This window comes from Mesorhizobium sp. GW821-FHT07A06 (genome assembly GCF_059419085.1).
Genome location: NZ_JBWKRC010000007.1, coordinates 148,644 through 172,584 on the forward strand (window position 1 = coordinate 148,644; position 23,941 = coordinate 172,584).

General features: G+C 63.4%; 21 protein-coding genes. 11 read left to right on the plus strand and 10 right to left on the minus strand.

Going from position 1 to position 23,941, the window contains the following annotated elements; all coding sequences use genetic code 11:
* Positions 1 to 23: 23 nt before the first annotated feature.
* The 4 genes from pyrG to tpiA form a co-directional block, all read right to left on the minus strand.
* Positions 24 to 1,661 carry a CTP synthase gene (gene pyrG / locus AC07SZ_RS22605; protein ID WP_081294741.1) on the minus strand — a complete coding sequence of 546 codons (1,638 nt, stop codon included), beginning with the start codon at positions 1,659 to 1,661 and terminating at the stop codon, positions 24 to 26.
* A gap of 217 nt (positions 1,662 to 1,878) precedes the next feature.
* Positions 1,879 to 3,003 (minus strand): L,D-transpeptidase, encoded by a 1,125-nt coding sequence (locus AC07SZ_RS22610; RefSeq protein WP_172373765.1) that lies wholly within the window; start codon positions 3,001 to 3,003, stop codon positions 1,879 to 1,881.
* Positions 3,004 to 3,215: 212 nt separating this feature from the next.
* Positions 3,216 to 3,692, minus strand: coding sequence for a preprotein translocase subunit SecG (secG, locus tag AC07SZ_RS22615; RefSeq protein WP_056577071.1), 477 nt, complete (start codon positions 3,690 to 3,692; stop codon positions 3,216 to 3,218).
* Between the two features lie 167 nt (positions 3,693 to 3,859).
* Complete coding sequence (gene tpiA, locus AC07SZ_RS22620; RefSeq protein ID WP_056577068.1) at positions 3,860 to 4,630, minus strand: triose-phosphate isomerase; 771 nt, start codon at positions 4,628 to 4,630, stop codon at positions 3,860 to 3,862.
* A 144-nt stretch (positions 4,631 to 4,774) separates the two neighbouring features.
* Between tpiA and AC07SZ_RS22625 the strand changes: the two genes are divergently transcribed.
* Genes AC07SZ_RS22625 through AC07SZ_RS22645 form a run of 5 tightly spaced genes read left to right on the plus strand, consistent with a single transcriptional unit; the run spans position 4,775 to position 10,180 of the window.
* Positions 4,775 to 6,667 (plus strand): SurA N-terminal domain-containing protein, encoded by a 1,893-nt coding sequence (locus tag AC07SZ_RS22625; RefSeq protein WP_056577065.1) that lies wholly within the window; start codon positions 4,775 to 4,777, stop codon positions 6,665 to 6,667.
* On the plus strand, positions 6,664 to 7,674 hold the full coding sequence (gene trpD, locus AC07SZ_RS22630; protein WP_056577061.1) for an anthranilate phosphoribosyltransferase: 1,011 nt from the start codon (positions 6,664 to 6,666) through the stop codon (positions 7,672 to 7,674). Before AC07SZ_RS22625 ends, trpD begins: the two co-directional genes overlap by 4 nt.
* A gap of 3 nt (positions 7,675 to 7,677) precedes the next feature.
* Positions 7,678 to 8,490: an indole-3-glycerol phosphate synthase TrpC gene (gene trpC, locus AC07SZ_RS22635; RefSeq protein ID WP_172373760.1), complete on the plus strand. Its 813-nt coding sequence runs from the start codon at positions 7,678 to 7,680 to the stop codon at positions 8,488 to 8,490.
* 2 nt (positions 8,491 to 8,492) lie between these two features.
* Positions 8,493 to 8,975, plus strand: coding sequence for a cyclic pyranopterin monophosphate synthase MoaC (moaC, locus tag AC07SZ_RS22640; protein ID WP_172373758.1), 483 nt, complete (start codon positions 8,493 to 8,495; stop codon positions 8,973 to 8,975).
* Complete coding sequence (locus AC07SZ_RS22645; protein WP_172373756.1) at positions 8,975 to 10,180, plus strand: molybdopterin molybdotransferase MoeA; 1,206 nt, start codon at positions 8,975 to 8,977, stop codon at positions 10,178 to 10,180. The genes moaC and AC07SZ_RS22645 overlap by 1 nt, the downstream gene beginning before the upstream one ends.
* Before the next feature lie 45 nt (positions 10,181 to 10,225).
* Here AC07SZ_RS22645 and AC07SZ_RS22650 read toward each other — a convergent pair whose 3' ends face one another.
* Positions 10,226 to 11,056 carry a hormone-sensitive lipase gene (locus AC07SZ_RS22650; protein ID WP_172373754.1) on the minus strand — a complete coding sequence of 277 codons (831 nt, stop codon included), beginning with the start codon at positions 11,054 to 11,056 and terminating at the stop codon, positions 10,226 to 10,228.
* A 39-nt stretch (positions 11,057 to 11,095) separates the two neighbouring features.
* On the opposite strand from AC07SZ_RS22650, the gene AC07SZ_RS22655 reads away from it, so the two are divergent.
* The 3 genes from AC07SZ_RS22655 to kynA all read left to right on the plus strand — a co-directional run bounded on the left by AC07SZ_RS22655 (position 11,096) and on the right by kynA (position 13,827).
* Positions 11,096 to 11,266 (plus strand): hypothetical protein, encoded by a 171-nt coding sequence (locus AC07SZ_RS22655; protein ID WP_494915945.1) that lies wholly within the window; start codon positions 11,096 to 11,098, stop codon positions 11,264 to 11,266.
* 102 nt (positions 11,267 to 11,368) lie between these two features.
* Complete coding sequence (locus AC07SZ_RS22660) at positions 11,369 to 12,994, plus strand: AMP-binding protein (RefSeq protein WP_494915947.1); 1,626 nt, start codon at positions 11,369 to 11,371, stop codon at positions 12,992 to 12,994.
* The gene (gene kynA / locus AC07SZ_RS22665; RefSeq protein WP_258583683.1) at positions 12,991 to 13,827 is read left to right on the plus strand and encodes a tryptophan 2,3-dioxygenase; all 837 of its coding nucleotides are present in this window, start codon (positions 12,991 to 12,993) and stop codon (positions 13,825 to 13,827) included. The genes AC07SZ_RS22660 and kynA overlap by 4 nt, the downstream gene beginning before the upstream one ends.
* Before the next feature lie 4 nt (positions 13,828 to 13,831).
* Here the strand turns inward: kynA and kynU are convergent, their stop codons facing one another.
* Genes kynU through AC07SZ_RS22685 form a run of 4 tightly spaced genes read right to left on the minus strand, consistent with a single transcriptional unit; the run spans position 13,832 to position 17,866 of the window.
* Positions 13,832 to 15,079 (minus strand): kynureninase, encoded by a 1,248-nt coding sequence (kynU, locus tag AC07SZ_RS22670; RefSeq protein WP_494915949.1) that lies wholly within the window; start codon positions 15,077 to 15,079, stop codon positions 13,832 to 13,834.
* A 34-nt stretch (positions 15,080 to 15,113) separates the two neighbouring features.
* Positions 15,114 to 16,037 carry an ABC transporter permease gene (locus AC07SZ_RS22675; protein ID WP_172373748.1) on the minus strand — a complete coding sequence of 308 codons (924 nt, stop codon included), beginning with the start codon at positions 16,035 to 16,037 and terminating at the stop codon, positions 15,114 to 15,116.
* Between the two features lie 5 nt (positions 16,038 to 16,042).
* On the minus strand, positions 16,043 to 16,822 hold the full coding sequence (locus AC07SZ_RS22680; protein WP_494915951.1) for an ABC transporter ATP-binding protein: 780 nt from the start codon (positions 16,820 to 16,822) through the stop codon (positions 16,043 to 16,045).
* 57 nt (positions 16,823 to 16,879) lie between these two features.
* Positions 16,880 to 17,866, minus strand: a complete 987-nt coding sequence (locus AC07SZ_RS22685) for an ABC transporter substrate-binding protein (RefSeq protein ID WP_172375133.1) — start codon at positions 17,864 to 17,866, stop codon at positions 16,880 to 16,882.
* A gap of 154 nt (positions 17,867 to 18,020) precedes the next feature.
* Between AC07SZ_RS22685 and AC07SZ_RS22690 the strand changes: the two genes are divergently transcribed.
* Both AC07SZ_RS22690 and lexA read left to right on the plus strand, forming a co-directional pair.
* Positions 18,021 to 18,794, plus strand: coding sequence for a GntR family transcriptional regulator (locus tag AC07SZ_RS22690; RefSeq protein WP_172373744.1), 774 nt, complete (start codon positions 18,021 to 18,023; stop codon positions 18,792 to 18,794).
* A 352-nt stretch (positions 18,795 to 19,146) separates the two neighbouring features.
* Entirely contained in the window at positions 19,147 to 19,884 is a 738-nt protein-coding gene (lexA, locus tag AC07SZ_RS22695; protein WP_056577032.1) for a transcriptional repressor LexA, read from the plus strand.
* Here the strand turns inward: lexA and AC07SZ_RS22700 are convergent.
* Positions 19,878 to 22,331: a ComEC/Rec2 family competence protein gene (locus tag AC07SZ_RS22700; RefSeq protein WP_494915955.1), complete on the minus strand. Its 2,454-nt coding sequence runs from the start codon at positions 22,329 to 22,331 to the stop codon at positions 19,878 to 19,880. The two genes, lexA and AC07SZ_RS22700, sit on opposite strands and share 7 nt — an antisense overlap.
* Before the next feature lie 102 nt (positions 22,332 to 22,433).
* Here AC07SZ_RS22700 and gltX point away from each other — a divergent pair, with 102 nt between their 5' ends.
* On the plus strand, positions 22,434 to 23,858 hold the full coding sequence (gene gltX, locus AC07SZ_RS22705) for a glutamate--tRNA ligase (protein WP_172373740.1): 1,425 nt from the start codon (positions 22,434 to 22,436) through the stop codon (positions 23,856 to 23,858).
* Positions 23,859 to 23,941: the final 83 nt, after the last annotated feature.

Here is a 23,941-nt window from a genome sequence, read left to right on the forward strand (position 1 = left end):
AGATGAGGCCGTTTCGAGGACGCCTAGACCAGGCGCGACTGTTCCACCGCTGCCTCGATGAAGCTGGCGAACAGCGGATGCGGATCGAGCGGCCGGCTCTTCAGCTCGGGGTGATACTGCACACCGATGAACCAGGGATGATCTGGATATTCCACCGTTTCCGGCAGCACGCCATCCGGCGACATGCCGGCAAACACCAGACCGCAATCCTCAAGCCGCTCCTTGTAGTCGATATTGACCTCGTAGCGGTGGCGATGGCGCTCGGAAATCTGCGTGTCGCCATAGATATCGGCGATTTTGGACCCCTTGGCGAGATCGGCCTGGTAGGCGCCGAGCCTCATGGTGCCGCCGAGGTCGCCGGTCTCGCGGCGTTTCTCCAGCATGTTGCCTTTCAGCCATTCCGTCATCAGGCCGACGACCGGTTCGTTGGTCGGGCCGAACTCGGTCGAGGACGCATGCTCGACGCCGGCCAGCGACCGCGCCGCCTCGATGCAAGCCATCTGCATGCCGAAGCAGATGCCGAAATACGGTACCTTGCGCTCGCGCGCGAACTTCGCCGCCAGGATCTTGCCTTCGGAGCCACGTTCGCCAAAGCCGCCTGGAACCAGGATGCCATGCACCTTTTCCAGCCACGGCGTCGGATCCTCCTTTTCGAAGATCTCCGATTCGATCCAGTCGAGCTTGACCTTGACGTGGTTGGCGAGCCCGCCATGCGACAGCGCCTCGATCAGCGATTTGTAGGCGTCCTTGAGGCCGGTATACTTGCCGACGATGGCAATGGTCACCTCGCCTTCCGGGCTGTGGATCCGGTCGGAGACCTTCTGCCAGGGCTCCATGCGCGGCTTCGGCGCAGGATCGATGCCAAAGGCGGCCAGCACTTCCGAATCAAGCCCTTCCTTGTGGTAGGCCATCGGCACGTCGTAGATGTGCGGCACGTCGAGCGCCTGGATGACCGCGCTTTCCCTGACATTGCAAAACAGCGACAGTTTCCTGCGCTCTTCCTTGGGAATGGCACGGTCGGCGCGCACCAGCAAAATGTCGGGCGCGATGCCGATGCCGCGCAATTCCTTGACCGAATGCTGGGTCGGCTTGGTTTTCAGCTCACCCGCCGTCGGAATGTAGGGCATCAAGGTCAGATGCACATAGACGGCATTGTTGCGCGGCAGATCGTTTCCGAGTTGGCGGATCGCCTCGAGGAACGGCATCGCCTCGATGTCGCCCACCGTGCCGCCGATCTCGCACAGCACGAAATCATAGTCGTCATTGCCGTTGAGGACGAAATTCTTGATCTCGTCGGTGACGTGCGGGATGACCTGGACGGTGGCGCCGAGATAGTCACCGCGCCGCTCACGCTCGATGATGTTTTTGTAGATCCGGCCGGTGGTGATGTTGTCCTGCTGATTGGCCGAGCGGCCGGTGAAGCGCTCGTAATGGCCAAGATCGAGGTCGGTCTCCGCACCATCGTCGGTGACGAACACCTCGCCATGCTGGTAAGGCGACATCGTGCCGGGATCGACATTGAGGTAAGGGTCGAGTTTTTTGATGCGTGCGCGATAACCTCGCGCCTGCAGGAGAGCCCCTAGGGCCGCTGCGGCAATGCCTTTTCCAAGTGAGGAAACCACGCCGCCTGTGATGAATACATATCGCGCCATGGGAGTCATCGCTTAACGCGGCCGGATTGATTCCGCCAGAGAAAAAACCACCGCGAAGGCTTTTTCCCAAAAAGGCGCTTGGACCATGATCCCGAAAATTGGAATCCGGTTTTCTCGGACAAACGATTTCCATTTGTCCAGGGATCACGACCGAACAGGCTTGATCGTGAACGAGGCAAAACAAAAGGGCCGGCTGGGCCGGCCCTTCGGCATGATGGTGAAAACGTCAGATGATGACGACTTTGGTGCCGACCCTGACGCGGCTGTACAGATCCATGACGTGCTCGTTCATCATGCGGAAGCAGCCATTGGAGGCACTGGTGCCGATCGACTGCGGCGCGATGGTGCCGTGGATACGCAGATGCGTGTCCTTCTTGCCGTCATAGAGATAGATGGCGCGCGCGCCGAGCGGGTTCTGGCCACCGCCGGGCATGCCGTCCTTGTACTGGGCGTAATGCTTCGGTTCGCGCTTCTGCATGTCGAGCGTCGGGATCCAGCGCGGCCATTCCTGCTTGTCGCCAACGGCGACCGTGCCTTTGAACTGCAGTCCCTCACGGCCGACCGCGATCGCGTAGCGGCGCGCTGTCGTCGATGATTCGACGAGATAAAGGCGCCGCGCGCTGGTGTCGATGACGATTGTGCCGGCATCGTAGCCGGTGAACTCCACGTCCTGCGGCACGAATTCCGGCTTCACCTTGAACGGCTTCTTGGCATCCTTCCTGGCAAGTGCGGCGTCAAGCGCGCGCGTCTCGGGCAGGTAGCTGATCGACGAGCCGGACGAGGTGCCGCCGAACAGGCCGGCGAACAGGCCACCGCTGCTCGGCCGCGTCTGGCCGACGACCTCGCTGCGCAGTTCGCCATTGTTGCCGGTCAAGGCGACGTTCATCGCCTCGGCCGGGAGCGGCTCGGCCGACTGGATTGGCGTAATCGGTTCAATCGGCTCGATCACCTTGGTGGTCTTCTTGGCAGGCTTGGCCTCGGCCACTTCGGTTGCCGGAGCAGTCTTGCCCTTCTGGGCCAGGAAGGCCTGCCGGTCCGCGTCGGCCCTGGCCTTGGCTGCTTCACGCATCGCCAGCTTCCTGGCCTCGAGCGCCTTGGCCTTGGCGTCTTCCTTGTCGGCAACGATCTTGGCCTCGATCTTCTTGATCTGGGCGAGATCGTCCGGTGTCGGGTTTTTCTTCTTCTTGAGAAGCTTCAGTTGCGCCGCATCGCTCTTGGCTGCGACGTTGATGGCGTCGGTTTTGTCGACCGACTGGTTGGCGGCCAAATTGGCCGGCACGCCGGCGGAAGCCGGGGAACTCAGGCCGAGTGCGGCGCAAAGTCCCAGGAAAATGAAGCTGCGAAGCTGCATGGCGAAGATCCGATCGTTCAATGCTTGTTGCCCACGGCGTCGCCCGGCGCCCCCCAAGGACACCGAAAATGCCGCGTGCAATCTATAGTCGAATAAGCGCGTATGCCTCAAGCGCGCGACCACGCTGCTGCCCGTCGAATCTTCGTGATCACGCAGCATTTGCCGCGACTGTGTTCAAACGATCACAGATCGCGGCTTGGACCAGGTGGAGCTTACTGGTTGGGGACTTGCGGTGTCGCCGGCGCGGTGTTGGTGGTGCCGTTGCTTGCTGGCGGCGTCGCGCCGCCAGCGGGCGCAGTCGCCGGGGCCGTTGCCGGAGGCTTCGCCGCTGCGTCATTGCCGGATGGCGGCGTCGGCGTGGCATTGCCGGCGGGCGCTGGGGTCGTCGTGCCGGGCAATTGATTGAGTACGCCCTTGCCAGCACCATCCGAAGTCGCGGGAACGCGGTCGAGAATGTCGATCGGCTTCTCACCGTAGCGGGCAATGATCGACAACGTCAGCGACGTAACGAAAAAAGCCGCAGCCAGGATCGCCGTCGCCCGCGTCAACGCATTGGCGGCGCCACGCGCCGTCATGAAGCCCGATCCGCCACCAATGCCAAGGCCGCCACCTTCGGAGCGTTGCAGCAGCACCACGCCGACCAGGGCGAGCACGACCATGAGATGGATGACGATCAGTACGGTTTGCATAGTTTATCCTGGCAAGGCCTTGCCCGGCCGCGGACACGACCGGTGAATTGGAGGCGGCTCAATACAATGCTTTCACGGCATTTCCAAGCCCGTGGCCGGAATATGGGAAGCAACGCGCCCTTTGCAACGAATTTGGACGGGACGAGCCCCGTCCAGCGTCATGGATCTCAGCCGGGAATGCTGCGATAGGCTTCAGCGATACCCAGGAAATCAGCTGCTTTCAGGCTGGCGCCGCCGACCAGGGCGCCGTCGACATTCCTGACACCCAGCAGTTCCACCGCATTGGACGGCTTGACCGAGCCGCCATAGAGGATGCGTATCCTGGCAGCGGCGGCGCCAAGCTTTTCCGACAGCTTTTCGCGGATATGCGCATGCGCTTCGGCCACATCGGCCGCGGTCGGCGTCAGGCCGGTGCCTATCGCCCATACCGGCTCATAGGCAACGACGGTGTTCGATGGCGTGGCACTCGGCGGCACCGAGCCGGCGACCTGGCGCGACAGCACGTCGAGCGTGGCGCCCGCTTCGCGCTGTTGCTGCGTCTCGCCGATGCAAACGATGGCCACCAATCCGGCGCGCCACGCCGCGGTTGCCTTGGCCTGGACCGTCGCATCGTCCTCGCCGCGTTGTTCGCGGCATTCGGAATGGCCGACAATGACATGGCTCGCGCCCGCGTCTTTCAGCATCTCCGCCGAGATGCAGCCGGTGTAGGCGCCGCTTTCCTTGGTGTGGCAGTCTTCACCGCCTGCATGGACGGGCGTGCGCGACAGAATCTCCGCTGCATGGGAAAGCAGCGTCGCGGGAACGCAGACCAGCGCCTCGGTCTCGGCGTCGAGCCCGCTCATGAACCCGTTGCCGATCATCCTGAGCTCGTTCAGCGAGGCGCTGGTGCCGTTCATTTTCCAGTTGCCGGCGACGAGCGGGCGAATTCCTGGCGTCATGGTCTGCTTCTCCGGGCGATATCAGGCTCTGGCCCTCACTACCAAAATCAGGCCACAAAGCAATCGACAGTGGACCGGAAGGGCGCTATTGCGCTTGTTTCAGACTCGGCGCCCGCGAAAAAGGCGCACAAATCGGAAGTAACGATGCTTGGTATATTGAGAAACGCGGCGGGTACCTGGGTCGCGAAAGGTCTACTGGTGTTGCTGGTGCTCAGCTTTTTGGTCTGGGGCATCTCCGGGCGGCTGATGGGCGGCTTTGCCGGCCACGATTCGGTGATAACTGCGGGTGGCACCAAGGTATCGATCAACGAATATCGCCTCGCCTATGACCGCCAGTTGGCCGTCATGTCGCAGCAATTCGGTCAGCGCCTCACCCATGAACAGGCAAAGGCGCTCGGCATCGACAACCAGGTGCTGGCGCAGCTCGTTTCCGGCGCCGTTCTCGATGAACAGGCACGCAAGCTGGGCCTCGGCCTGTCCAAGGACCGGCTGGCCGAGTTGACGCGCGAGGATCCGGCCTTCAAGGGGCCGAGCGGTGAGTTCGACAGGAGGACGTTCGAGTACCTGCTGCGCGAAGTCGGCATGCGGCCCGAGGATTATCTGAAGAACCGCGCCCAGGTTGCGGTGCGCCAGCAGATCGTCGAGGCGGTCTCGGACGGCCTCAAGGCGCCGGACGCATTCTTCAAGGCGGTGGCGCTCTACCGCGGCGAGGACCGCACCGTCGACTATCTGACATTGCCGAAGACGCTCGTCGAGCCGATCGAGGCACCGGGCGACAGCGTGCTTCAGGCCTATTTCGAAGCCAACAAGAAGGCCTACGCCGCACCCGAGTATCGCAAATTCTCTTATGTCCGCCTGGAGCCGGTGGACATCATGGACACGACCGCGGTCACCGACCAACAAGTCAGCGACGATTACAACAAGAACAAGGCGCGCTACACAACGCCTGAGATGCGTACCATCGAGCAGCTTGTGTTCAAGACGCCGGACGCGGCCAAGGCCGCGCTCGATTCGCTCAAGGCCGGCGCCACTTTCGAGAAGCTGGTGACCGCCGAAGGCAAGACTCCGGCAGACACGCTGCTTGGCACGCTCGCCAAGGACAAGATCGCCGACAAGGCGGTTGCCGATGCCGCGTTCACGCTCAATGCCAATGAAGTCAGCCAGGTCGTCCAGGGCGCCTTTGGTCCGGTGCTGCTGCGCGTTACCGAGATCAAGCCCGAGGTGGTGAAGCCGCTCGCCGAAGTCTCCGACCAGATCCGCAAGGACCTGGCGCTGGGCGAGGCAAGCCGCATCCTGCTGGATGTCCACGACAATTACGAAGACACCCGCGCCTCCGGCAGTTCCCTGGCCGAAGCGGCCGCCAAGCTGAAGCTGAAGGACGTCACCATCGACGCCATCGATCGCAACGGCCTCAGGCCGGACGGCTCGGTCGTCAAGGACCTGCCGGAATCGCCGGCGTTGATCAAGGCGGTCTTTGACGCCGAACCCAACACCGAAAACGAGGCGCTGACCACGGCCGACAACGGCTTCGTCTTCTATGAGGTCGGTTCGATCACGCCGGCTCGCGACCGCACTCTCGATGAGGTCCGCCAGAAGGTCGTCGCGGACTGGACGGCGGCGGAGACCACCAAGCGGCTCGCCGCCAAGGCGGCCGAACTCGAAAAGCGGCTCAAGGCTGGCGCCACGCTCGACGTCATCGCCAACGAGCTCAAGCTGGAGAAGCAGACCAAGCGCGGCCTGAAGCGCGAAGCCGACGATGCCGATTTCGGCAAGGAGGGCGCCGCCGTGATGTTCGGCGTCGGCGAAGGCGGCACCGGGTTGATCCCCTCGCCCACCGGTGACGGACAAATCCTGTTCAAGGTCGCCGAAGTGTTCGAACCCGCCGGGGCCGATGCCAGCTCGGTGCCGGAGGACGCACAGAAATCCTTCACCTCCGGCATGTCGGACGATCTGCTCGACCAGTTGGTGGCGCAGTTGCAGACGCAGTATGACGTCCGCATCGACCAGGCCGCCGTTGCCCAAGCCTCGACAAGATGAGCGCGTTGAAAACCCATATCGCCAAGGTCGCGGGCGGCAACGCGCTTTCCTTCGAGGAGGCGCGCGAGGCCTTCGACATCATCATGTCGGGCGACGCGACCCCCGGGCAGATCGGCGGCTTCCTGATGGCGCTGCGCGTGCGCGGTGAAACGGTGAGTGAGATTTCGGGCGCTGTCGCCACCATGCGGGCCAAGATGCTCCGCGTCGAAGCGCCCGCCGGGGCCATCGACATCGTCGGCACCGGCGGCGACAATTCCCACAGCGTCAACATTTCGACGGCATCGGCGTTCGTCATCGCCGGCAGCGGCGTTCCTGTCGCCAAGCACGGCAATCGTGGCCTGTCCTCGCTGACCGGCGCCGCCGACGTCCTGATCGCCCTTGGACTCAAGATCGATATCTCACCGGAAACGATCGGCGGCTGCATCCGGGAGACCGGACTGGGCTTCATGTTCGCGCCCGCGCACCATCCGGCGATGAAGCATGTCGGCCCGACACGCGTCGAGCTCGGCACCCGCACCATCTTCAACCTGCTCGGGCCGCTCTCCAATCCGGCCGGCGTCGTTAGGCAGATGGTCGGGGTGTTCCTGCCGGAATGGATCCTGCCAATCGCTGAAACGTTGAAGGCGCTAGGTACCGAGCATGCCTGGGTCGTTCACGGCGACGGCTATGACGAAATCACCACCACAGGTGAGACGCAGGTGGCGGAACTGATCGGCGGCGAGATCCGCAGCTTCACGCTGACCCCGGAAGAATTTGGGCTGAAGCGCCATACCAAGGACGAGCTGCGCGGCGGCGACGCCGCCTACAATGCCAAGGCATTGCGCGATATGCTGGGCGGCGCTGCAGGCGCCTATCGCGACACCGTGCTGATGAATGCCGGCGCCGGACTGGTGATCGCGGGCAAGGCAACGACACTTGGCGATGGCATCGCGCTCGCCGCGCAAGCCATCGACAGCGGCCGGGCGCTGCAGGTCCTCGACCGTTTGGTCGAAGTTTCGAACGGGTGAACCGTGTCTGATATTCTGCGCAAGATCGAGGCCTACAAACGCGAGGAGATCGCCGCCGCCAAGGCACGCGTGCCGCTGGCCGAGATCAAGGCGCGCGCAAGAGATGCGGACGCGCCGCGCGGCTTTCTCGCGGCCCTCGAGGCGAAGCGCGGATCAGGCGGCTTCGCCCTGATTGCCGAAATCAAGAAGGCAAGCCCTTCCAAAGGGCTGATCCGGGCCGATTTCGATCCACCGGCATTGGCCCGGGCCTACGAGAAAGGCGGTGCCGCCTGTCTTTCGGTCCTGACCGACGCACCGTCCTTCCAGGGCGCTCCGGAGTTCCTCACCAGTGCACGGGCTGCAGTCGCCCTGCCCGCGCTGCGCAAGGATTTCCTGTTTGATCCCTATCAAGTGTACGAGGCGCGCGCCTGGGGCGCCGATGCCATCCTGATCATCATGGCCAGTGTCGACGATGCCTTGGCAAGCGAATTGGAAGCGACCGCATTCGAACTCGGCATGGATGCGCTGATCGAGGTGCATGACGAGGCCGAAACACAGCGTGCGGTAAAACTGTCGTCGCGGTTGATCGGCATCAACAACCGCAATCTGAGAACATTCGAAACCAGTCTTCAGACTTCCGAGCGGCTGGCGACAATGGTGCCGGGCGACCGCCTGCTGGTCAGCGAGAGCGGGATTTTTACCCATGACGATTGCCTCAGGATGCAGAAAAGCGGCATCGGCACCTTCCTCGTCGGCGAGAGCCTGATGCGGCAACAGGATGTCACCGCGGCGACCCACCTGCTTTTGACGGGCAAGGCGGCGGTAGAGGCCGCCTGACCATGACATCGGCCCTCACCCATCTCGGCGCCCAGGGCGAGGCCAACATGGTCGATGTCGGCGACAAGGACGAGACAACGCGCACCGCGATCGCTGAAGGGTTCGTCTCGATGCGAGCCGAGACGCTGGCAACCATCCTCGCCGGCAATGCCAAGAAAGGCGATGTGCTCGGTACCGCGCGCATCGCCGGCATCATGGCGGCGAAGAAGACGCATGAGCTGATCCCGCTCTGCCATCCGCTGCTCCTGACCAAGGTTTCCGTCGACATCGAGCCCGACCATGCGCTGCCCGGCCTGAAAGTGACCGCATTGGCGCGCGTCACCGGCAAGACGGGCGTCGAGATGGAAGCACTGACCGCCGCTTCCGTGGCCTGCCTGACCATTTACGACATGGCCAAGGCGGTGGACCGCGCCATGGTCATCTCGGGCATTCGGCTGGTCGAGAAGACCGGCGGCAAGTCCGGCGACTACAAGGCCGACGCCTGATGGCGCTGGTCCCGGTCGCGGAGGCGCTCGAACGCCTTCTTGATGGTGCCGCGCCGCTGACCGGCGAAAGCGTTCCCCTCATCGAGGCGGTCGATCGCGTGCTGGCCGAACCGGTCGTGGCGCTTCGCACCCAGCCGCCTTTCAATGCCTCGGCCATGGATGGTTATGCCGCGCGAGCGGCCGATGTGGCGTCAGTGCCATCGAAACTCTCGGTGATCGGCATGGCGCCGGCCGGCCGTGGCTTTGACGGCACGGTCGGCGAACACCAGGCGGTGCGCATCTTCACCGGCGCCCCGCTGCCTGAGGGCGCCGACACCATCGTCATCCAGGAAAATGTCCGGGATCTTGGCGGTGGCAACATCGAAGTGATCGAGCCCACCGCCGAATGGCGCAACATCCGCCGCGTCGGGCTCGACTTTTCCAAAGGCGACGTCTTGCTGGAAAGAGGCCGGATGCTGGATCCGGCGGCGCTTTCGCTGACGGCATCAGCCAATCATCCGCGGGTGAGCGTGGTCAAACGGCCACTGGTCGCCATCATCGCCACCGGTGACGAGTTGTTACCGCCCGGCAGCGAACTCGGGCCGGACCAGATCATCTCGTCCAACGCCTATGGCGTTGCTGCCGCCGCGCAATCGGTCGGCGCCCGCGCGCTCGATCTCGGCATCGCCGCTGACCGCCAGGAGACCATTGTCGCGCTGGTCAGGAAGGCGGTCGCGGCCGGTGCGGATGTCATCGTCACCCTTGGCGGCGCGTCGGTCGGCGACCACGACTTGATCCATGACGTGCTGACCGGCGAAGGCATGACGCTCGGCTTCTGGAAAATAGCCATGCGCCCCGGCAAACCGCTGATGTTCGGGCGCCTCGGCGACATCAGGTGCATCGGGCTGCCTGGCAACCCCGTGGCAAGCCTGGTCTGCTCGCAATTGTTCCTGAAACCGCTTCTGGCAAGGCTCGGCGGCCGCAACCATCGGCAGGACATTCGTCAGGCACGGCTGGGCGTCGGGATGCCGGCCAATGACCTGCGCCAGGATTATGTGCGGGCGGTGGTCAAGGAGGAGGATGGCGGACTGGTGGCGACGCCGTTCGGCATCCAGGATTCCTCCATGCTGAGGATGCTCTCCGACGCCAACGGTTTGATCGTGCGGGCTCCTTTTGCTTCCGCATCCGCTGCGGGAGACTCCTGCAGCGTGCTTATGTTACGCTGAAGAACCGTCTCATAAATCGCTGATAATATGTAAAAATCATCTCGGCTATTCCGAGATCAAGGTTCGCGTCAGCCCATGCGCTGGATCGGCTAGGCCATCGAGGACGTCGTAATGATGCCGGTCGGGCTCAACCACGGTGCTGGTAACGGCGCCAAGCCCGGTCCAGATGTTGGCCAGCAGCGCATTCTGGCGCAGGAACTCGGACCGTTCCCCGCCGCCGGCCCAGCAGGTGATGCGAACGCCATCCATGGGGCGCAGCAACGCCGGGCTTTCGGCCTGGGCTTCGGCTTCGTCGATTGCCAGGGACTCGTTCATGCTGGTGCGCATGAGCGGGCGCAGGTCATGGAGGCCCGAAATCGAAACGACATGGCGTATGCGCTTTGCCACATTGGCGGCCAAAGGCGTTGATATTGTCACCATGCGGCTGGCGAGATGTCCGCCGGCCGAATGCCCGGTCAGCATCAGCGGTCCGTCCACCATTGCCGCCGCCGTGCCGATCGCCACGCCGATCTCACGTACGATGCCGGTGATGCGTATGTCTGGGCATTGCGTGTAGGACGGCATCGCCACGGCGAAACCGCTGCTGACCGAGCCCTTGGCCAGGTGCGACCAGGTGCTCTTGTCGGACTCCATCCAGTAACCGCCATGGATGAACACGACGAGGCCCCTGGGCGAAGCCTCTGGAAGGAAAAGATCGAACCGATTGCGTGGTTGCTCACCATAGGCGATGTCGATGCGTGCCCGGCCTTGCGCCGACATAGCGTCGCGAAAGGCTTGCGCGGGCTCCGTCCACGCGGCCGGCCAGCGGTCACTGCGGGCAATATTCGCGCCGTTGGCGTAGGCGTTGTCCCAATCTTCGACGCGATGTCCAAGCATCCGCACCCTCCCCCAAGCACTTCGGTTTTCGCGCTAGCAATGGCCACCACCATGCCATGCGTCAATGCTTCAGCGCAAAACATTTTAGGCTTGAAACAAATTTCGACTGGTGCGATCCTGCTTCACGAACAGCCGACAATGGGAGGTCTGCTGTGCTGTCCAAACCTGCGGATGTTCACCCCTCCCGGTGGCGTCGCCGAACAGGTGTAGCTGGCTGCACGAAGCCTCTCGCGAATAGACGGGAACTTCAGATCCACCACCTCGGACAGGTGCTTCGCGCACTGGCCAGGCAGCAAATGGGATGGCGGCGACATGCTTGGGCCTTCAGCGCATATCGACACGTTCACGCGCGATCACCTGCCGCCGCCGGATCAGTGGCCGGACTTCCTGCTCGATGGCTTCGACTATCCCGACCGCCTCAACGCCGGCGTCGAATTGACCGACAGGCTGGTCGAGAAGGGCCTCGGCGACCACACCGCGCTGATCGGCAATGGCCGCCGCCGCACCTACAAGGAACTGTCCGACTGGACGAACCGGCTGGCCCATGCGCTGGTCGAGAATTATGGCGTCAAACCGGGCAACCGGGTGCTGATCCGCTCCGCCAACAACCCCGCAATGGTCGCCTGCTGGTTGGCCGCCACCAAGGTCGGCGCCGTCGTCGTCAACACCATGCCGATGCTGCGCTCCGGCGAACTCACCAAGATCGTCGACAAGGCTGAGATCACCACCGCGCTCTGCGACTCCAGGCTGATGGACGAGATGACCGCCTGCGCCAAGGACAGTGCGTTCCTCAAGCAGGTGATCGGCTTCGATGGCACCGCCAATCATGATGCCGAGCTCGATCGCGCCGCCCTCGACAAGCCGGTCACCTTCACTGCCGTCGAAACCGGCCGCGACGACGTCGCCCTGCTCGGCTTCACCTCGGGCACGACGGGCGTGCCGAAGGCAACGATGCATTTCCACCGCGACCTCCTGATCATCGCCGACGCCTATGCGCGCGAAATCCTCCAGGTCACGCCGGACGACATCTTTGTCGGCTCGCCGCCACTCGCCTTCACCTTCGGCCTTGGCGGCCTCGCCATCTTCCCCTTGCGCTTCGGCGCGGCGGCGACACTGCTGGAACAGGCGACGCCGCCCAACATGATCCACATCATCGAGACCTACAAGGCGACCATCTCCTTCACTGCGCCGACCGCCTATCGCGCCATGCTGAAGGCCATGGATGAGGGCGCCGACCTTTCATCGCTGCGCGTCGCCGTTTCGGCCGGCGAGACCCTGCCGGCTCCTGTCTTCGAGGAATGGACGAGGAAGACCGGCAAGCCTATCCTCGACGGCATCGGCGCCACCGAAATGCTGCACATCTTCATCTCCAACCGTTTTGACGACATGAAGCCCGCGTCCACCGGCAAGCCGGTAGCCGGCTACGAAGCGCGCATCGTCGACGACGCGATGCGCGAGGTGCCGCGCGGCGAGCCCGGACGGCTGGCGGTGCGCGGGCCGACCGGCTGCCGCTACATGGCCGATGACAGGCAGAAGGACTATGTGCGCGACGGCTGGAACCTTACCGGCGACACGTTTACCCAGGACGAGAACGGCTTCTTCCACTTCGCCGCGCGCTCCGACGACATGATCGTCAGCGCCGGCTACAACATCGCCGGCCCCGAGGTCGAGGCGGCGTTGCTGTCGCATCCCGATGTCGCCGAATGCGCCGTGATTGGCGCCGAGGATGGCGAGCGCGGCCAGATCGTCGAGGCTCATGTTGTGCTGGTGCAAGGCGTGGCAGCAGATGCATTGACCGTCAAGCGCCTGCAGGACCACGTCAAGGCGACGATCGCACCTTACAAATATCCACGATCGGTCAAGTTCATCGCCGCGCTGCCCAAGACACAGACCGGCAAGATCCAGCGCTTCCGGCTGCGCACGGAGAAAATCCATTGAGCGAGCCATACGATCCGGCGTCCGAAGGCGCGCAGATGTCGTTCAAGGAACGCATGTCCTACAGCGACTATCTGCACCTGGAAAAAGTGCTGGAGGCACAGACGCCGCTGTCGTCGGCGCATGACGAGATGCTGTTCATCATCCAGCACCAGACCTCGGAACTGTGGATGAAACTCGCTCTGCATGAGATCGGCGCCGCGATCCGCTCCATCCGCGCTGATCGGCTTGAGCCGAGCTTCAAGATGCTGTCGCGCGTCGCGCGCATTTTCGAGCAGCTGAACAACGCCTGGGACGTGCTGCGGACCATGACGCCAAGCGAATACACCGAATTCCGCGATGCGCTCGGCCAATCCTCAGGCTTCCAGTCCTGGCAGTATCGCGCCATCGAGTTCATGGCCGGCAACCGCAACCTCGCAATGCTCGGCCCACACAAGCATCGACCGGACCTGAGCGGCAAGTTGGAAGCGATCCTGGCCGAGCCGTCGCTCTACGACGAAGCGCTGCTCCTGTTGGCGCGCAACGGGTTCGACATCGGCGCCGATGCCAAGCGCACGGACTGGCGTGAAACACGGACCGAGAATGAAGAGGTCCTGGTCGCCTGGCAGACCGTCTACCGCGATCCGCAGCGCTACTGGATGTTCTACGAACTGGCTGAAAAGCTGGTCGATTTCGAGGATTATTTCCGCCGCTGGCGTTTCAACCACGTCACCACGGTGGAGCGCATCATCGGCCTGAAGCGCGGCACCGGCGGCACCTCAGGCGCTTCCTACCTCAAGAAGATGCTCGAGGTCGTGCTGTTTCCCGAACTGTGGACGGTCCGCACCCGGCTCTGAGGTCTCAAGTCACCGCCGTCTTGACCGCGAAACGCGCTTCCTGCCAGGCGCCGGTGCGCAGTATGTCCTCCAGCACCTCGACCGCCCGCCACACGTCCCTGTAGCCGACATAAAGCGGCGTGAAGCCGAAACGGATGGTCGACGGCGCGCGAAAATCGCCGATCACGCCGCGCTCGATCAGGGCCCGCATCACCTGGTAGCCATGCGCATGGAGGAACGACACCTGGCTGCCGCGCGCATTGCCGTCGCGTGGGCTTTCCAGTTCGAGCCCATAGGCGCCGCATCTGGCTTCGACGAGCCGGATGAACAGCTCAGTCAAGGCAATGCTCTTCTTGCGCACCGCCGCCATGTCGACCTCGTCCCAGATATCCAGCGCGCCCTTCAGCGCCCGCATCGACAGCACCGGCTGCGTGCCGCACAGGAACCGGCGGATGCCGCTGCCGGCGGCAAAACCCTGCTCGAAGGCGAACGGCCGCGCATGGCCCCACCAGCCGCTGAGCGGCTGATGGACATGGTCATGATGGCGTGTCGCGGCATAGATGAAGGCCGGCGCGCCGGGGCCGCCATTCAGATATTTGTAGGTGCAGCCGATGGCGAAATCGGCATTGGCGGCATCGAGTTCGACCGGCAAGGCTCCCGCGGTGTGGCAGAGATCCCAGACGATCAGCGCGCCGGCCTGGTGGGCCTTGCGCGTCAGGGCCGCCATCTCGCGCAGCTGTCCGGATTTGTAATTGACGTGGTTGACCAGGATCACCGCGACGCGCTCGTCGATCAGCTCTTCAATGGTCGGAGCATCGACGCCCTCGAGCCGCAGCACCGTGCCCGGCCGCGTCGAGGCGACCCCTTCGGCCATGTAGAGATCGGTCGGAAAGCTGTCGCCCTCGGCGACGATCACCGTGCGGTCCGGCCGCATGGCAAGGGCGGCATGCAGCACCTTGTAGATGTTGATCGACGTCGTGTCGCAGACCACCGTCTGGCCGGCCGCAGCGCCGATCAGGCGCCCCAGCTGGTCGCCAAGCGCGACCGGCATATCGAACCAGCCGGCGGTGTTCCAGGCGCGGATGAGGTCCTGCGCCCACTCCTGCGTCGCGGCCTTCTGCAGCTCATTGAACACGCATGGCGCCGCGGCGCCCAGCGAATTGCCGTCGAGATAGATCACGCCTTCCGGCAAAATGAACCGGTCGCGCATGGCACGCAGCGGATCCGCCGCATCCATGGCTTCCACTGCCGCGAGATCGAGCGTTGCACGCATGATTTGTGACGTCCCTGGGGTTATTCACGTCTGATTATTCACGGATCGCTTCGCGCGCCGGTGCCGGGCCCCTGCCGCGCTTGAGGCTGGGCAGGGCAAGCATGGCGAGCACGAACAGGCCCGTGGCAAGCTTCAGGTCGGGAGGCGGCATGCCTGCGGCAAGGCAGAACGACACCAGTTGGTAGTAGATGATCGCGCCGGCGAAGGGCGCCACCAGTTGGCGCCAAACCGTCTGCTTGCCGACGACGGCCTCGCCGATCATCAGCGCGGCAAGGCCGTTGATGAGAATCCCCAGCCCCATATTGACGTCGGCGAAGCCCTGCGACTGCACCATCAGTGCGCCGCTCGAGGCCGAAAATGCACTCGCCAGTCCGACACCGCCAATGGTCGCCGCCCAGACATTGATGCCTTGAGCCTCGGCCATATCGGGATTGGCGCCCACGGCACGCACAGCGGTCCCCTTCTCGGTCCTGAAAAACATATAGAGCGCCATGAAGACGATGAGCGCGAGGAGGCCGGCGACAACGATCTTGCTGGCCGGAAAACCCGGCCGCGCGAACGGCACCCAGTCGAACACGGTGGGCGAGCCGAAGACGGAGAGGTTGGACTTGCCCATGATGCGAAGGTTGATGCTGTAGAGCATCGTCATCATCAGGATGCCCGCAAGAAGTGTGTGGATGCGGAAACGCAGATGGATGAAGGCGGTGCAGCAGCCCGCCGCGAAGCCCGCCGCGAATGCAACCGCGATGGCCGCCAGCGGCGATACGCCGGCAGCCAGCAGCACGCCGCAGACGCAGCCACCCAGCGGAAACGCGCCTTCGCTGGTCAGATCGGGAAAATTCAACATGCGAAACGGGATCATGATCCCGAGCACGACAAAGGCCAGGATCAGGCTTTGCGCCAGCGTGACCGGTATGATCGCGACGAAGCTGGTGAGAACCTCCTGAACAAAACCCATGATGATCAGCTCGCCAACAACATGCGGTCGGTCTTGACCGAAAAATGGCCGATGAGGTCGATGACCGTGACCCTCGCCTTCTCTTCCCCGGTGACTTCAAGCAGGACCCGGCCCGCATCGAGCATGATCACCCGGCTGCCATAGTCGACGGCGTGCTGCATGTTGTGGGTCACCATCAGGGTCGTCAGCTTCAGCGCGTTGACGGCCCGCACCGTCGCCTGCATGACGATCTCGGCCGTGCGCGGGTCGAGCGCGGCCGTATGTTCGTCGAGCAACAGCAAGTCCGGCGATCCGCCCACGGCCATGATCAGCGAGAGCGACTGTCGCTGCCCGCCCGAGAGCAGGTCGACACGGGTATCGAGGCGATTTTCAAGGCCGAGGCCCAATATCGACAGGCGCTCCTTGTAGGATGCAAGCCGCGTAGCGTTCAGCCCTTGCCGCAGCGTGCGTTTTTGGCTGCGCAGGTCGGCCAGCAGCATGTTCTCCGCCACCGTCATGCTGGCGGCTGTGCCGCGCATCGGATCCTGGAAGACGCGTGCCAATCTTGCGGCACGTTTGTACACCGGCATGGCCGTGACGTCGGCGCCATTGATCAGGATCCTGCCGGAATCCAGGACAAGAGCTCCGGAAATGGCATTGAGCATGCTGCTCTTGCCGGCTCCGTTGGAGCCGATGACGATGCCGAACTCGCCCGTGGCCAGCGACAGGCTGAGACCGTCCAGCGCGATCTTCTCATCGGCCTGGCCCTTGTAGAATACTTTGCGCGCGGATCGGATCTCGAGCATCGTTCCTCCCTGACCTCAGGATGACGGCGCCGACGCCGTCATCCTTCAGTGCCGATGTCAGTCGACGATGCAGCCGCAGTCGGCCATCGACGCCGGTATCTCCATGCCGAACGCGGCCATCGCCTTGCGGGAAATCGTTGCCATGTGATCCTTGTAGGCAGGGCGCGACGGCGCGATCGTCTTGGGATCCTTGCCCTTGAGGATTTCGGCGGCGATGTTGCCGGCGTTGACGCCGACCTGGGTGTAATTGACCGCGAAGCTTGCCGGCACCGTGCCGTTGCGGACCGCGCTGTCATCGGAGTTGACGATTGGGATTCCGGCCTGGCGAGCGGCCGCGGAGACAGCGGCGATCGCCGGCTGGATCAGGTTTGAAGCCGGGCCGTAGATCACGTCTGCCTTGCCGGCGAGCGCGGCGATGCGCTGCTGGATGTCATTGACGTTGTCGATGCCGACTTCCACGACCTCGAAACCGGCCGCCGGTGCGGCCGCCTTGATCTTCTCGACCAAGGCAACGTCATTGGCCTCGCCCGGATTGTAAGGGACGCCGAAGCGCTTGGCATTCGGCAGCAGCTTCTTGGTGAAGGCCATGACAGCGGCGACATCCTGCAGATCGCTGGCGCCCGTCATGCCTTCGTCTCCGGCGTCCCACGACGGCACCAGCTTGGCCGCGACCGGATCGGTGACAGCGGCAAAGACGATCGGAATACCGGAACCGGCAAGCGCCTTCTTGGCGATCTGCGAGACCGGGGTGGTGATGGTGTAGATCAGCTTGGGCTGCTCCGCCTGCAGCTTGGCGATCATCTGCGGGACTAGCGATGCATCGAAATTGGTATGGCTCTCCGTGTAGACGACATCCTTGCCCTCGACAAAGCCATTGTCCGTCAGCGCTTTCTTGAACCCGGCTATGGCGGCGTTGAGCTGCGGATGCTCGCCGAAATTGGCGATGCCGATGCGAATCTGGTCGGCGGCGGCACTCCCCGCGCTGACCATCAATGCGCCTGCCAGGGCCAATCCCGACAGCCAAGCGGATTTCGACTTCAACATCATTTCCTCCCAGATTTGATCAGCGCCGCTCATCGGGACGGCAACTGCGGCGATCATGGTCAGTCCGTCGTCACCTGTCAAACATTATATATAATTCTTGCCATGGGCCACCATCATATATAATTTCCACATGCCCGACGATGGACGGATCGCGATGCAGGATCAGAACAACTCCACGAAAACCGAGGCTGCCTATCAGTTGCTGCGGCGCGATATCCTGACCACACGCCTCATGCCGGGCGCGCCGCTCAAGCTGAGCGCGCTGCGCGGTCAATACGGCGTCGGCTGGACACCGCTGCGTGAAGCCTTGTCTCGGCTTGAGGCTGAGCGCCTGGTTACGGCCATCAGCAATCGCGGCTTTGCCGTGGCTCCGGTGTCGCGGGCCGAACTCGAGGACCTGGCTCGCGCAAGGATGGTTGTGGAGATGCCGCTGTTCCTGGAATCGATCGGGAAAGGCGGCAGGGAATGGGAGGACGCGGTTGTCACCGCTCACTACCGCCTCTCCCGCTGCAAGACCGCGGTCGACGACCCCTCTGATGACGCGGTCGACCAATGGGACGAGAGCCACGAGGCCTTTCACGCGGCATTGCTGAGTGCCGCGACGTCCAACTGGCTGTTGCGCTTCCGCTCGACAATCGCCGATCAGTTGCGGCGGCATCATCGTTTTCTCGGACTGGCGCCGACATTGCGGGCGGCGGCCGGCCTCAAGCATGGCTATGGCGAGGCAATGGACGCCCTGCGCGAGGCGATCGCGATCGAGCATCACACCGCGATCATGGAAGCGGCCCTCGATCGCGATGTCGAGCGGGCGAAAGCGCTGATGACGGCGCATATCGGCTACACGCTGCATGTCTACGTTCACAGCGAGGACAGCGGCGCGAACAATTATACCGCACGCGCCGGCAGCCTGAAGGCAATTTCGGGATGACTTCATCGTTCTTTCTCTTGAGGCATGATCGTTGGCGTTTTGATTTCGTTTCGTTCCGCCAGGAAGGGATCGACCAACGACGCAAATCCAGCCTCTGGACGCCCTTGAGAAACCGATGCCAAGGTCCATCAAGAGGTAGGCCACAGGCGATTAACCAAAATGATTTCAATGCTCGCGTTGGCGGCGAAGGCGGTCGATCGCTGCGCACTGCCGGCGGCGGATAATTTCAGATGTCTTAACAAGTTCACTAAACTTTAAACAGTTGCGGAACACAACTGGAACAGATAGTGTTTGTTCTGGGTTTGTTTTTCGATTCCGATTCACACCCTTCGTTCAATGCCTGGGGGGCGCCATGCTGACGCGCAAGCAACATGAACTTCTGATGTTCATTCATGAACGGCTGAAGGAAAGCGGTATCCCACCCTCCTTTGACGAGATGAAGGAAGCGCTCGATCTCGCCTCCAAGTCAGGGATCCATCGCCTGATCACGGCGCTCGAGGAACGCGGCTTCATCCGCCGGCTGCCCAACCGGGCGCGGGCATTGGAAGTGCTGCGGCTGCCGGATTCGATCGCGCCAGGCCTCAACGCGGCAAAGAAATTCTCGCCTAGCGTCATTCAAGGCAGTCTTGGTCAGGGCGGCGTTGGCCGCCAGATCAAGCCGGCGCCGTCACGCTTGCCCTTTGCCGGGAATGACGACGACGCGGTCGCCGCCGTGTCGATCCCGGTGATGGGCCGTATCGCCGCCGGTGTGCCGATCGATGCCATCCAGCATCAGACGCATTCGATCTCAGTGCCGCCGGACATGATCATGGGTGGCGAACACTATGCGCTGGAGGTCAAGGGCGATTCGATGATCGAGGCCGGCATCTTCGATGGCGACACGGTCATTATCCGCAACGCCGATACGGCGAGCCCGGGCGAGATCGTCGTGGCGCTGGTCGACGAGGAGGAAGCGACCTTGAAGCGATTCCGCCGCAAGGGCGCTTCGATTGCCCTTGAAGCCGCCAACCCGGCCTACGAGACGCGCATTTTCGGGCCGGACAGGGTCAAGGTGCAAGGCAAGCTGGTCGGGCTGATCAGGCGCTACTGAGCAGGAGCGGCCGGCGTTTCGGGTTTTTGATAGGGCGGCAGTCCCCTCGCCTCACGCGAAAACTTTCGTTGTGCGTGCCAAGGCCGATACGGTCCGTCCACGGCGAAGCTGATGATTGGCGGACTGGTCGCCGATTGGCGGTCGAAGAAGACGGCGGCACTGCCCTTGCGTGCAAGTTGCCGTTTGGTGACGACGAGAACCAGCGGGTTGTGGCAGGCATCGTAGCCCGTCGCGTCATTGACAACGATCAGGTCGGCGAAGCCGCAGGCCTTCCAGGTAGCCTTGCGGTCTTCGACATGCGCGATGATCGCGCCAGACGGATGCCGGGCGAGACAGATGCCCTCCGTGCAATAAAACGGCGCCCCTGGCGGCAGATTGACGGCATCGGCAATATCGAATTGTCCCTCTGCCTTGTTGAACATCTCCGGTGCGACAATTGTTTCGGAGACCAGCGCGCGTTTCCAATTGTCGACGGTGAATTCGTTCGGGCGAGCCCGGCTGACCGCGAGTTCGCCACCGCCGATCGGCACCGCGACCAGGCGCGCGTCTTCCGAGATCAGCACATCCGGCGTGCGCGTATCCGACACCGTCAACAGGCCGGCGAGCGCGAATGGCACTGCCGCGAGCCGCAGCCATGTCGTCGCCATCGTTGCGATGACCAGTGCGATCGTCACCAGCAGCACCGAGTGCTGTGAAATCAGCCCGATCGCATCGACGGGGGAGCGTTCCGATATCCACGCCGATATGGCGATCATGGCCGTCAGCCCCTTGCCCATCACGTAGAGAAAGGGACCATCGGCACCAAAGGGCATCGCAAGAGAACTGAGAACAGCGAAAGGCATGACAATCAGAGAAACGATCGGCATGACGGCGAGATTGGCGAACAGGCTGAGCGGTGACACACGCTGGAAATGCCAGATGGCAAACAGCGCCGTGGCGCAGCCGGCAGTGATGGAGGTCATCGCCAACCCGCCCGTCGCCAGCAGGAATTTTCGCGTGAGAAAGCCCGGCAGGGACCGCTTTGGCGGCGGCGGTCTTGCCTTTCCCGCACGGTGATCCGCCCAGCCGGCATAGGCGCCGACCAGCGCGGCGGTCGCGGCGAAAGACATCTGGAAACTTGGACCGACCACCTCGTGCGGCGACACCACGATGACGGCGATTGCCGAGATGGCGAGGTTGCGCATGGTCAGCGCGGCGCGATCGAACAATACGGCAATCAACATTACCGCCAGCATGATGAAGCTGCGCTCGGCGGCAACGACCACGCCTGAGATGATGAGGTAGGCGGCGATCGACAACAGTGCCACGGCGGCCGCGTATTTCTTCACCGACCGACGCGCGGAAAAATCCGGGAACAGCGCGAAGGCACCGCGCAACAGCCCCATGATGGTGCCGGCGACCAGCGCCATATGCAGTCCGGAAATGGAGATGATGTGATAGATGCCGGTGCGCCGCATTGATTCGTTGATTTCATCGGGAATGCCGGCGCGCACGCCAACGATCAGCGCTGCCGCGATCTCGCCTTCGGCGCCGCCAACAACGCCCCTGATGTGGTCGGCGATGGCTTCGCGCGCATTTTCTATCCCTGAAAACAGGCGGGCCGACAGGGGCATCTCATTGTCGTCGGCGGAGATGATTCTTGGATTGCCAAGGAAGAAGCCGCTGCCACCGATGCCGGCAAAGTAGCTGTCGAACGAGAAATCGTAGCTGTCCGGCCGCACCGGACCTGTCGGCGGCAGCAGCTTCGCATAGCCCGATATCAGCGAGCCGGCTGTCATGTCGTCAGGTATCTTGCGCGCCGAGAGCCGCACCCTTTCCGGCGCGTAACGCAGTTTTGGCCGGGCCGTCGACGTCACATCTATGGTCAATCGGATGCGGCCGGTCTCCATGCGGTCGAGCGAGACGACACGGCCGGTCACTTGCGTCGAGATTTCCGAACCCAGCATCCGGGTGCCGGCCCGCCAGGTCTCGACCTTGGCGGCAAGCAGGCCCAACGCGCACATCAATGCCGCCATGAAGGCCAGATGGGTTTTCGGCCAGGAGCGCGAGACAAGCGCACAGATCACCATCAGCACGACGATCGCCACAGGCTTTGCAAAGTCAGGCTCCGCCGCCAGCGCGTAATAGCCGATCGCACCAGCGGCCAGGCAGACCGGCACCAGCAGGAAGGCGATGCCTCGGTCAAGTTCCAGCTCCGCTGCCGTCGTCACACTGTGGCGCAGGCGAGGCAAGGAGGCCTGGCCAATTTGCCGCCCGATACGCGCAATCCTGCCAGTGGCGGGCGGAATTTGTGCTGGGGTACCCCCTGGCAAAGGTTGGCTGCCGGAGCCGGGAACGAGAGGTGATGGCGGCAGCGAGGCCGGCGGCGGGATTGCAAACAGGGACCGTTCGCTGACGCCAACCACAGCGTCCTCGCCCTGATCCGAGCCCCGGCCACGTCCAGCCATCGGGTCTGCCCCTTGCACCCCTGACGCCCTATGCTACATGAACGCGCAACGCGCGAAAGTCCGCGCCGCCGCGCCCCGCTTCAGATGGTTTCCGAGAGTTTCATGTCCGACAAGGTCGTCACCCGTTTTGCCCCCTCGCCCACCGGTTACCTGCATATCGGAGGCGCGCGCACGGCACTGTTCAACTGGCTCTATGCCAAACATACCGCCGGCACGATGCTGCTGCGCATCGAGGACACCGATCGCGAGCGTTCGACCGATGCCGCGACGGCCGCCATCCTGGACGGCCTCACCTGGCTCGGTCTTGGCTGGGACGGCGATGCGGTTTCGCAATTCGAGCGCGCCCCGCGCCACCGCGAGGTCGCGGAGGAGCTCGTGCGCATGGGCAAGGCCTATTACAGCTACGAGACGCCTGCCGAACTGGAGGCGATGCGCGAGGCGGCTCGCGCCAAGGGTCTGCCGCCGCGCTACAATGGCCAGTGGCGCGATCGCGATCCGTCCGAGGCGCCAGCCGGCGTCAAGGGCGCAATCCGCATCAAAGCGCCGACCGAGGGCGAGACGATCGTCCAGGATCGCGTCCAGGGCGAGGTGCGCTTCCCCAACAAGGATCTCGACGACTTCATCATCCTGCGTTCGGACGGCAACCCCACCTACATGCATGCCGTCGTCGTCGACGACCACGACATGGGTGTCACGCACATCATCCGCGGCGACGACCACCTGACGAATGCCGCCCGCCAGACGGTGATCTACAATGCCATGGGTTGGGACGTGCCGTCGATGTCGCATATCCCGCTGATCCACGGCGCCGACGGCGCCAAGCTTTCGAAGCGTCACGGCGCGCTCGGCGTCGAGGCCTATCGGGCCATGGGCTACCTGCCGGAGGCGCTGCTCAACTACCTGGCGCGCCTGGGCTGGAGCCACGGCGACGACGAGATCATGTCGATCAAGGACATGATCTCCTGGTTCGACATTGGCGACGTCAACAAGGGCGCGGCCCGCTTCGATTTCGCCAAGCTGGAAGCGATCAATGGCGCGCATATGCGCCGCATGGCCGATGCCGAACTGTTCGACATCTTCATCGCCACCCTGCCCTATCTCGAGGGCGGCCCGGCGATGGCCGCGCGCCTTGACGACACGAAGAAGGCGCAGTTGCTGGCAGCCCTTCCGGGGCTGAAGGAGCGTGCCAAGACGCTGGTCGAGCTTGTCGATGGCGCGGCCTTCCTGTTCGCCACGCGCCCGCTGCCGCTCGACGACAAGGCCACGCTCTTGCTCAACGACGAAGCGCGCAAGATCCTGCGTGGCGCTCACGAAGCTTTGAACGCGGTTTCGGGCGACTGGACGGCTGCCGCGGCGGAGGCCGCGATCCGCGATTATGCGCTGGCCGGCGGCCACAAGCTTGGCGCCGTGGCCCAGCCCCTGCGGGCCGCGCTGACTGGCAAAAGCACCTCGCCGGGTGTGTTCGACGTGCTTGCCGTGCTTGGGCGCGAGGAGAGCCTGGCGCGCATAGCGGATCAAATCGATTAGGAGCAAACTGGCCCAAGAAGATTGGCATTGAAAGGCGCGTTTCGCAGTGCAACATTAGGTCTTGGCCCAATCTGGCACGCACC